Source organism: Pseudomonas sp. 57B-090624 (assembly GCF_003234055.1).
Taxonomy (GTDB): domain Bacteria; phylum Pseudomonadota; class Gammaproteobacteria; order Pseudomonadales; family Pseudomonadaceae; genus Metapseudomonas; species Metapseudomonas tohonis.
On record NZ_QKRU01000124.1, the window covers coordinates 1 to 9945 of the forward strand.

The 9945-nt window shown below is 57.0% G+C and carries 7 protein-coding genes and 1 pseudogene; 3 read left to right on the forward strand and 5 right to left on the reverse strand.

The window, feature by feature from the left end; translation table 11 throughout:
- Positions 1-1265: sigma-54-dependent Fis family transcriptional regulator (locus tag DMX10_RS31010; protein ID WP_111264701.1), on the reverse strand; the 1265-nt coding region annotated here is incomplete at its 3' end.
- Between the two features lie 129 nt (positions 1266-1394).
- Between DMX10_RS31010 and DMX10_RS31015 the strand changes: the two genes are divergently transcribed.
- Positions 1395-1553 carry a YqaE/Pmp3 family membrane protein gene (locus DMX10_RS31015; protein WP_009615518.1) on the forward strand — a complete coding sequence of 53 codons (159 nt, stop codon included), beginning with the start codon at positions 1395-1397 and terminating at the stop codon, positions 1551-1553.
- 133 nt (positions 1554-1686) lie between these two features.
- Here DMX10_RS31015 and DMX10_RS31020 read toward each other — a convergent pair whose 3' ends face one another.
- On the reverse strand, positions 1687-2157 hold the full coding sequence (locus DMX10_RS31020) for a phage antirepressor (protein WP_111264702.1): 471 nt from the start codon (positions 2155-2157) through the stop codon (positions 1687-1689).
- Between the two features lie 800 nt (positions 2158-2957).
- Here DMX10_RS31020 and DMX10_RS31025 point away from each other — a divergent pair.
- Both DMX10_RS31025 and DMX10_RS31030 read left to right on the forward strand, forming a co-directional pair.
- On the forward strand, positions 2958-5312 hold the full coding sequence (locus DMX10_RS31025; protein WP_218281350.1) for a sensor histidine kinase: 2355 nt from the start codon (positions 2958-2960) through the stop codon (positions 5310-5312).
- Positions 5309-6232, forward strand: coding sequence for a hypothetical protein (locus DMX10_RS31030; RefSeq protein ID WP_111264704.1), 924 nt, complete (start codon positions 5309-5311; stop codon positions 6230-6232). The genes DMX10_RS31025 and DMX10_RS31030 overlap by 4 nt, the downstream gene beginning before the upstream one ends.
- Here DMX10_RS31030 and DMX10_RS31035 read toward each other — a convergent pair.
- From DMX10_RS31035 to DMX10_RS31045, 3 genes and pseudogenes are all read right to left on the reverse strand, one after another.
- A complete protein-coding gene (locus DMX10_RS31035) occupies positions 6182-7483 on the reverse strand; it encodes a DNA cytosine methyltransferase (protein ID WP_218281351.1) in 1302 nt (433 codons plus the stop codon). The two genes, DMX10_RS31030 and DMX10_RS31035, sit on opposite strands and share 51 nt — an antisense overlap.
- Positions 7484-7663: 180 nt before the next feature.
- A complete protein-coding gene (locus DMX10_RS31040) occupies positions 7664-8419 on the reverse strand; it encodes an HNH endonuclease (protein WP_111264706.1) in 756 nt (251 codons plus the stop codon).
- Between the two features lie 52 nt (positions 8420-8471).
- Positions 8472-9597 (reverse strand): annotated as a pseudogene (locus DMX10_RS31045) (Fic family protein).
- Positions 9598-9945: the final 348 nt, after the last annotated feature.

The window sequence follows — 9945 nt, forward strand, 5'->3', positions numbered from 1 at the left end:
GTGGCGGGTTGCGGGTCCACCAGCAGGGTGCGCAGGTCGTGCGCCTCCAGCGGGCGGTTGCCATCACCCAGCAGCTGCGCCCGTTCCAGCAGGTTGCGCAGCTCGCGCACGTTGCCCGGCCAGGGCTGGGCGCAGAGCAGGTCGAGGGCGCCCTGCTGCAGCTCCAGCGGCGGCTGGCCGGAGCGGGTGGCGATGTCGTCGAGCAGGTAGTCCACCAGCGCGAGCAGGTCTTCCCGGCGCTCGCGCAGGGGCGGCACGCGCAGGGCGAGGACGTTGAGGCGGTAGTAGAGGTCTTCGCGGAATTCGCCGGCGGCCACCTTGGCCTCCAGGTCCACATGGGTGGCGGCGATCACCCGCACGTTCAGGGTCTTCACCTGGTTGGAGCCCAGCGGCTCCACCTCCTGCTCCTGCAGCACGCGCAGCAGCTTGGCCTGCAGCGGCAGGGGCAAATCGCCGATCTCGTCGAGGAACAGCGTACCGCCGTCGGCCAGCTCGAACTTGCCGGCCCGCGCGCGGCGGTCGGCGCCGGTGAAGGCGCCCGGCGCGGTGCCGAACAGCTCCGCCTCCACCAGCGATTCCGGGATGGCCGCCACGTTCACCGCCACGAAGGGCCCGCTGGAGCGCAGCGACAGGTTGTGGATGCCCTGGGCGAGCAGCTCCTTGCCGGTGCCGGTCTCGCCGCGCAGCAGCACGGTGGCGTCCAGCTGGGCGGCGCGGCGGGCCTGGCGCTTCACCTCGCTGGCGGCGGCGCTGGTGCCGATGAACCCGGCGATGGTGTAGCGCGCACGGCGGGCGCGGGCCAGCTCGTGCTGGGCGGCGGCCAGCTGGGTCTGCAACTGGTTGTACTTGGCCATGACCGGCTGCAGGTGGCGGGCGCGGTCGAACAGCACGAAGCCGAGGGCGCCGACCAGGGTGCCGTCCTCGTCGCGCAGGGGGATGCGGGTGACCACGAAGTGCTCGTCGCCGAAGGCCATCAGGTCGAGCATGCTCGGCAGCCCGTTGCCCACCACCTCGCGCAGGCGGCTGGCCGGCAGCACCTCCTCCACCTCCTTGCCGAGCACGCTGCGCGGGTCGGCGATGCCGATCTTCTGTGCGTACTTGTCGTTGATCCAGACGATCCGCGCCTGGCGGTTCACCGCGATGGTGCCCTCGCACTGGGCGTTGAGGTGGTCGAACAGCAGGGGCATCGCCACGGCGCGGAAACGCTCGGGCGAGACGCCGATGATCAGGCCGTGTTCGTCGAGGTCGTCGCGGGAAATGGCCATGGGCGGTGAGGTCCGGAGGGGCGGGAGCGACGGATTATGGGCGGGGCGCCGAAACATCGGCAAGGAACCCTTTGCGCTCGCCGGCAGTCGATCAGGAGGTAGACGAATTTCCCTACAAGGAGCTTTTGCATGGACCTGATCCGCATCCTCATCGCCATCATCCTGCCGCCGCTGGGCGTGTTCCTGCAGGTGGGTTTCGGCGGCGCCTTCTGGCTGAACATCCTCCTCACCCTGCTGGGCTACATCCCCGGCATCGTGCATGCGGTGTACATCATCGCCAAGCGCTAGCAGGCTGGTGAAAAACTAGCTGCGTTGCCGCTGCGGCGTTGATAACGCCCTGCATCGGCGGCCTCGTCTACGTTTTTCGACGGCGTGACTGGCGTTAAAAGGAACGGGGACGCCATGCGTCCCCGACTCCGTTCTATTGCAGCGTGGCGAGTTCGCCACCGTCGAACAGCTCCGCCACATCCTTCACCCGCACCCATTGGCGGCCCTGCCATTCCATGACGCTGAACTCCCTGCCCTGCCAGGTCACCCGGCGCTGGCGGGGCAGGTGCGGCGTGGCCTGGGAGCGCAGGGCGGGGATCACCTCGCCGGTGATCCACTGGCGCAGGCCACGGTGCTCGGGGTGATAGAAGTTGACCTTGAGCAGCTCGCACACGGCGCTCTCGCTGATCAGTAACAGGGTTTCCACGGCGCCCTGGTGGTTCTCCACGCGCTCGCTGCGCCACTGGTCCGCATCCAGCTTGCGGGTCAGCTTGTCGTCGATATGGCGGTTGGTGAGCGGGCCGAGGTCGCCGGCGACGACCCAGGCCTGGTCATCGATGAGCAGCGCGCGCAACGCGCGGTGATGGCGGTGGAAGACGCTGGGAACGAAATAGTCGTGGGACATGATGAGACTCCTTCCTTGCAGGGGAGCCGCCACCTGATCCTGGTTGCGTGAGGGTGGCGGACCGTACGAGGTGTGGAATACCGGTTTGAATGCCACGACCGGTGGGCTCTCGCCCCCCTCGCACGGTCCGCCATAGATGGCCAGGTCCTCGAAGACTGCGTTCTTTCGTTGGGCCTGCTTATGGCGGTGTTGCGATGGCATTCAAGTTCGGGATTCCACTCCCGGCCATGCCGAGGCATGACGGTGGGAGACGCTACAGAGCGCCTTTGTAGGACGGCAATGGCGAGCGTGGGTAGGAAACTTCGGAGAGAGGTGATGCGGTTGATAAGACCGTCTCACAGGAAAGAAAAAGCCGCGCAGTGCGCGGCTTTTTCACGGGGGGTGGTGGGCCCAAATAGACGTGAACGTTGGAGCAAATAGTTATGGAAACGATGTAAACCCTGTAGAACCGGACGCAGCATCGCGAAGGTGCAGATAGCTGAATACAGCGTGGTAAAGGGTGTAAAAGTGAGTTTGAGAAATGAATACAGACTGGGCAGTCTACTGTGGTAGTACCGCTTTAAGACCGCTTGGCCATAGCTGCCTTTGCTTTAGTGGTCTAGTTAATGCTCCTAGGGACGGAGCTGCTAGGGGCTATGCAGCATGTGTTTCTAGCAGATCGATCCTAACCCGAAGACTGCCGGATTGGTCTTCGAATGTGCATGCAGATAGGGGCACAGTTCAATGTGCATATGGCAAAATGCCTCCTATAGTGATTTTGAGCGGCTTCGATTGCTTATAGGCGATGAAGGGAGATGAGTTTGGCTGAAAAGGACGATCTGCACTTTGATGTGAGCACCGGTCTCAAGCGTGTGTTGGGCCGAGAGCTCATCACTGATGATGAGGTTGCGATCTTTGAGCTCGTGAAAAACTCTTTCGATGCCGGTGCTGATTGTGTGCGCCTGTACTTTGGCGTAGACACGGTTGTTATCGCTGACAACGGTTCCGGCATGTCTTATGAGGATCTTACAGGTAAGTGGTTATTCGTTGCTTTTTCCTCAAAGCGTAGTGATCGACCTGCTGATGATTTTCGCAACGTTGCCGCCGAGCGCAGGCACTATGCCGGTAGCAAAGGTATTGGACGCTTTTCTTCTGATCGTTTGGGCGAGGAGGTGATTCTGCAAAGCCGCCCGCGAGGTAAGGCCAAGACTGTCCATCGATTGACTGTTGACTGGGAACTGTTCGAGAGGGATGCCAAGGAGCATTTCGAGAAAATCCCCGTCGGATACGCCGAGCAGGGCTATTTTGATTTGCCGGGCGAGCTAGATGATTTTAAGTCGACCCTTAAACATGGCACGGTAGTTAGCATTCAGCGACTGAGGCGGCCTTGGTCGCGACAGCGTATATTGGACCTCAAGGCGTCGCTGGCAAAGCTGATCAACCCTTTTGGCGAAGATACTGATGGCTTCAGTATTTACATCACTGCACCAGCCGAGGAGGCAGAGGACAAGCGGCTTATTGACTTGCATGCCAAGGAGGGAGGTGAGCCGCTGCCCAAGGATTTGGTCAATGGCCAGATCGGAAACTTTATCTTCACCACATTGCAAGACAAGACGACATTCATCAGGGTCACAATCGACGGGGATGAGCTGCATACGGCGCTTACCGACCGTGGTGAAGTTATCTACCGTATTGTCGAGCCAAACCCATATGAGTATCTCTCGACAGCGGGCTTTAGATGTGAAATCTACTACCTCAACCAGTCAGCAAAAGTTACTTTCGCTCGACGTGTAGGCTTACCGTCAGTGCAGTTCGGGTCTGTTTTTCTCTTTAGGAATAGTTTTCGTGTTTATCCGATCGGCGAAGATGGAGACGATTGGTTCGGCTTTAGTCGCCGCAAGCAGCAAGGTTATGCACGGTTTTTGGGAACGCGCGAAATCATCGGGCGTGTCGACGTTTCGGGGGCCGACGATGACTTTCAAGAAGTATCAAGTCGCAACCAGGGTCTAATCGAAACACCTGCTGTAGTGCAGTTGCAAAAAGCAGTTATGGACCACTGCCTGAAGCGTCTTGAAAAATACGTTGTCCCTGTGTCCTGGGTCGATAAGCCAGATGCTCAAACTGACGACCTTTCTAGATTAATGACCGATCCTGGGCGGGCCCGGGTAACAGCGGCGGTCGCTAATCTTGTCGACAATGAGAAGGTGCGGTTAGTCGAGTACAGCAAACGGCTTGTGGACTTGATTAACGAGCGCTCCAACGACTTTGAAACATCTCTGGTCAGTCTGCGTGCGATTGCCGAAAAAACGGACGATAAGGAGATGCTTGATCGGCTTGATGCAGCCGAACGTCGCTTCGATGATTTGAGGCGCTCTGAGGCTGACGCGCGTCGAGTCGCCGACAAGGCGCTGGCAGCCGCTGAAGCTGCAAACCGCCGTGCCGATAGGGCAGAGGCGGAGGTAGATACAGAGCGACGGCGTGCACACTTTTTGGAGTCCTTTGTCAATGTGGACGCCGCCACAATCTTGAACTTGCATCATCAGGTGACAATCTATGCCGTAGATATTGCGCAACAGATAGAGAATTTTTTGACCGAAACGGCCGGTCAGACTTCTATTCCGCGCGACACTGCTCTTAAAAGGTTGGAGCAGATGGCTTACCTCAACAAAAAAGTCATGTCGGTGACGAAGTTCGCGGCGAGAGCAAATTTCAAACTTGACTCCGAGAAGATCGAGACGGATCTGGCCACATTCATTGATGACTATATTGACCAGATCGCTCGTACTACGGGAAGCGCTCGCTTGCAGATCGTAGTCGAGAACTCTCATCCGGGGATTAGGATGCGCTTTAACCCTATCGACGTATCAGTCATCGTCGATAATCTAATCAGTAATGCAAGAAGAGTAAGAGCTCCCCGCATTAAATTTCTGCTAACGCAAGAAGAAAAAAATGGCTTAACGATTCATGTGAGCGATAACGGGCGTGGTCTACCCGCTGGCACAGACCGCTCACGCATCTTTGAGATGGGATACACGACCACTCAGGGCTCGGGCCTCGGCCTTTACCATGTACGGCAAGTACTAGGCGAAATGGGTGGAAGCATCGAGTTGGATGACCAATTGGAAAAGGGGCTGGGCTTCGTCATTAGAATCGCCGCAAAGGGGAGAAAAGCGTGAGACTTGATTTCAACGTATTATGGGTGGATGACCAGCCAGATCATGTCGCCGCGCAGATCACTAGCATCGCACTGAAGATGGCTGCCGAGGGTTTCGATTTCAGGCCTCGACAGTGCACTACTCTTGCTGAGATGGAGTTGGCTATTGCTGATAACGTATTCACGGACGAGATCGATCTCATTCTGGTGGACTGGGATCTCGGTAACAACACATACGGTGAAGATGCAATCGAGAGCATTCGTCAGATCGTCCCTTATAAAGATGTTGTGTTCTATTCCGGGCAGGCATCTGTAGTAGAACTACGACAAAAGGCATACGAAAAACAACTAGAAGGTGTCTATTGCGCTAACCGGCCAGATTTGGTCGATGAGGTAGTTGGAGTCTTTGATTCGCTGATCAAGAAGGTTCTTGACCTTGATCATACTCGTGGCATTGTCATGGGGGCTACGAGTGACATTGATTATATGGTTAACAAATGCTTGGCCCTTGCGCACGGCAAGCTTGATGAGGCAGGTCGGGCCAAGTTTATCGAAGAAGCGATGCGGCGTGTGATGGAGCAGGTGCAAAACATCACGAATCAGGGCGAGAAGCTAAGTGCGTCACCTAGCGTTGAAGCGTTGTTCAAATCCCATATGCTTTTCACCTCAGACCATCGTCTTCGTATGTTGGCTGCCATTCTAGGGATGGATGAGTTCACGGCACATGCGGCCAGTGTAGAGACAATACAGCAGTATCGCGATGGTGTCGTGTCTGGCCGCAACGCTCTTGGGCATGCGATTTTGGTTCCTCGGGGGAAACCCAATACTGTCATTGACGAAGCCGGCAAGACTGTTGACATTGAGGCTATGAGGGAACTTCGTAAGTTAATTTTACGCCTGCGCGCAGACTTCCGCGCTCTGCTCGATGCTATGCAGGTGTGAGCCAGCTTTATTGTTGCCCGCCCTCGCCGGAGTGGCCTCTTTTTCAAGCAGATCGACCAACATCTCTCCAATTGCACGTGCAACAAGCGGGGGTACCGCGTTGGCTACTTGCGTAAAACGAGGCACCTCTTGTTTGCGCAAATGACCGCCAGACGTGTACTTACCTTGAAATGAATACCAGTCTGGGAAGCTTTGCAATCGCGCGTTTTCGCGAACTGTAAGCGTGCGCGGCTCAGAGTAGTGCAATAGATCATCAGGCATGCTCGTGATCGTTGGAGATGGGCGCTCGGGGTCTAGGACACGCAACGCCATCTTGTTAAGACCAAAGCGTGCGCGCATTTCAGCTCCGATACTGATGTTTAGCCGGCCCTCTGCATGGCTCAGTGCAATGATCTCTTTGAAACGAGCCACGATGCTTTCATTGTGGCGCGCCAAGCGTAGATTGGAGGGAGCTTCGCACCCTGCATTCATAAGCTTTTGGTAGCGAGTGAGCGGGCCTCTATAACAGATTTCATTGAATCCTTTGCTTTCCGTTGATAGCTGCGTACCACCCCGAGCAATCTCAAGATCTGAAATCGCTGAGCTAGACGACACCGGTGCTGTTAGGCGTAGTGAGCGTAAAAATGAGGGGAGTTGATTTTTTAAATGTATGAACGGGTCAGTAACATTCAATTCAGAGTGGAAAGCTAGGACAAAGTAGCGTGTGCGCCTTTGGGGTACGCCAAAAGCTGAGAGGTCAAGTAACTGTTCGTAAACTGTGTAGGCATCAGCCAGTCGTGATTTGAGTGCCTGCGAGAAGTTCTTAATCTCGTCGCCTGCGCTGAAGTCGAGCGTGAATCCTCTAACGTTTTCGATCAAAACTACTTTAGGCTTTATTATGTCTACCAAATTTAAATATGAATCAAAAAGCTGATTGCGAGGGTCATCGTGTTGCCTTCGGCCTGCGCTGGAGAATCCTTGGCACGGAGGACCGCCAACTAGGATGTCAATATTTCCTGAAAGCTCTTCGAGCTGATTTCGGTAGTTATTGAGAAATTCGACTATGCCGACCGGCTCTTGGGGAAACCAATCTGGCCAGGCATATTGATGGAGCCCACCTTCCGCCAACAGATTCGCCTTCAGTGTTGCGAAGGCAAAACTATCTCGCTCAATCGCAAAGCGGCCAGTTAAGCCCGCCTGCATCAACCCGAGGGACAGGCCGCCGCAACCGGCAAAGGCGTCGATGAACGTTAGTGGCTTGGAAGATGACATAGGTATCGGAACTCAATTATCTAATGGCGCTGATTGTCTACGTTGATTATGCACAGCTCGGCACAGGAGAACCAGGTTGTGGCGTAAGGGGTGGCTCATATTGCCAATTTCAGATTTTTCAGGCAAAGGAATGCTGTTTGAGCTAGGTCTGTTCATGCCATATGGCAGGGCCTTGCTGGCTCAGGGCCGTTTCCTCAGCGCGCGTACCTGCTCCACGCTCAGCCATTCGCGTTTGGAGTGAATAACACGATGACAATTGGCGCAAAGCAAAGCTAGCTCGGAGAGTTTGGTTGTTTCTCCTGGCTTCAGTGTGTGCAGGGGCCTGGTATGGTGAATATCGATGAGACCATTGCCTACTGGACCGTATTCCCTCTCGAAATCGAAGCCACATGCCTCGCATTGCAGACAGCTCAGAACCTTAAGTGCCTCCTTTTTCTTGGCTTCAACCAGTGCTCGATTGCGCTCGCGATAGCGATGCAGACGTGTCAGTACTTTTCCTTCCTCTGCTTCCTCAATCCCCAGTTCGTCTTGGCCTGCCAGCTCCTGTACTTCGGGCGAGGGGCTCTCAATTGCATTGCGAATCGCAGCTGCTACGGAGGCGAGTTTAGATGGATCGCCAGCGAACTCTTGCCATACGAGCTTTTCGTCCTTATTGCCTTTTTCTAGGCCTTTCTTTCCATCTCTTATGTAGTCAGGGTCCCATCTTCTGAAATTGCTTAGTTTCATGAGGATGCTATTTTCATTGCGAAAGTTGCCGGCTTTATTTAATCCAAGAGTCAGGCCTATTCGGCTCAAAATTTTTGACAAAGCTTGAGCTTCGAGTTGGCGCTTGCTGTAGGGTGAATGACGGTGATTTAAGTAGAGGTCGAGTGCGAGAATTAGCTCGTCCCGGGTCCATGCTGGGTTTTTTTTTGCTTTCTGTATGGGAGCATCCATGGGTTTCTCAGCTCTCAATTATTTCTATGGCTGGCAGGCTTAATTACTGAATTTACTTGTTTATATTCACCTGGTAGTAAGTGCTACGACCGCCACCAAATAGACGTACGATGCCGCTTTTTCCAAAAGATCGCTTAGGTGTCGAGTAGCAGTGGCTTTGGATACCTCAGCGATAGTCTGGTACTGGGCGGCGCTGATGCCGTCCTCGAAGCCGCGTTCGCCGCCATCCAGCAGGCGGTTGAGTACCTTGATCTGTTCGGCGGAGAGGGCCTGGGTGCGGTGCGTCTGCCAGAAGCGCGCCTTGGCCAGTACCCGATCGATGCGCGCCAGGGCCTGATCGAGGCTCTTGAGCAATGTGCCGAGAAACCACTGCAGCCAGGCGGTGATGTCCAGGCCGCCTTTCTGGCTGGTTTCGAGGATGCGGTAATAGCCGGCGCGGTCGTCGAGGATGCTGGCCGACATGGCGTAGAAGCGGATGGCCTGCTGCTCGCCCTGGGCCAGTGCCATGTCGGTGAGGCTCGGGTCAGCCGGCCGTTGCCGTCATCGAAGGGGTGCCGGGTGACGAACCAGAAGTGGGCGACGCCGGCGCGCAGCAAGGGGTCGAGCGCTGCATCGCTGCGGCTGTTCTCGAACCAGGCGAGGAAGTCTGCCAGCTGTTCGTCCAGCTCCTGGCGCGGTGGGGCTTGGAAATGCACGGTCGGGCGGTCGAGCCGACCGGAGACGACCTGCATGGGCGCATCGCCACGTAGCGCGCCAACCCTCAGTTGGGGGGTAGGCAGCTCGCCGTCGATGGGGAACAGCCAGCTGTGCCAGCGATACAGCCTCGGCAGATCGAGCGGGAGCTGATGTGCGCGGGTGGCGTCGAGCATCAGTTCCGCCAGGCCTTCGGAGCGGGCGCTGACGGGGCCGTCTTCGTTCATTCCCAGGCGGCGTGCCAGTGATGAGCGCACCGAATCGACGTTCAACTGCTCACCTTCGATGGCCGATGAGGTGAGGATGTTCTGCAGCAGGGTATCCAGGCTGCTCTTTGCCTCGGTATCGCTACCGACAGCGCCGAGCATGCCGAGCAAGCGCCCTTGCGCCTGGGTGCAGGCGCGCAGCAGTGGGGCAAGGGTTTTTGTTTGCCAGGTGAAGCGTGGCCAGTCGGGTTGCTGCCAGATCCAGAAGGGGGCGTTCATGCGCTTTGCTCGGGTGTGAGCCGATTAGCGGGTCTATTCGGCTCATTGCGTGAGCTGATAATGCGGGCTCTTCGGCTCGCTGTCGATTTCCGTCCTGCGCGATTGCTGCCAGATGTGGCCGCGAAGAGCCGCGCGAGGCGCGGCTCTTCCGGGGTTCTTGCCGTGCACCGGGCAGCGCCGTTCCGCCTAGTAGGCGCTGTCCAGGCCCGCGGGAAGCCGCATGCCGCCCGCTTCGACCTGCAGCAGCTCGGCGTCCGTTCGCTCCTCCGGCAGCGCGCGCTTTTCGGCGGGGACCATCAGCGACCAGGCCACGTCGTAGCGGGGGGCCGGGTTGGCGGAGGTGTCGGG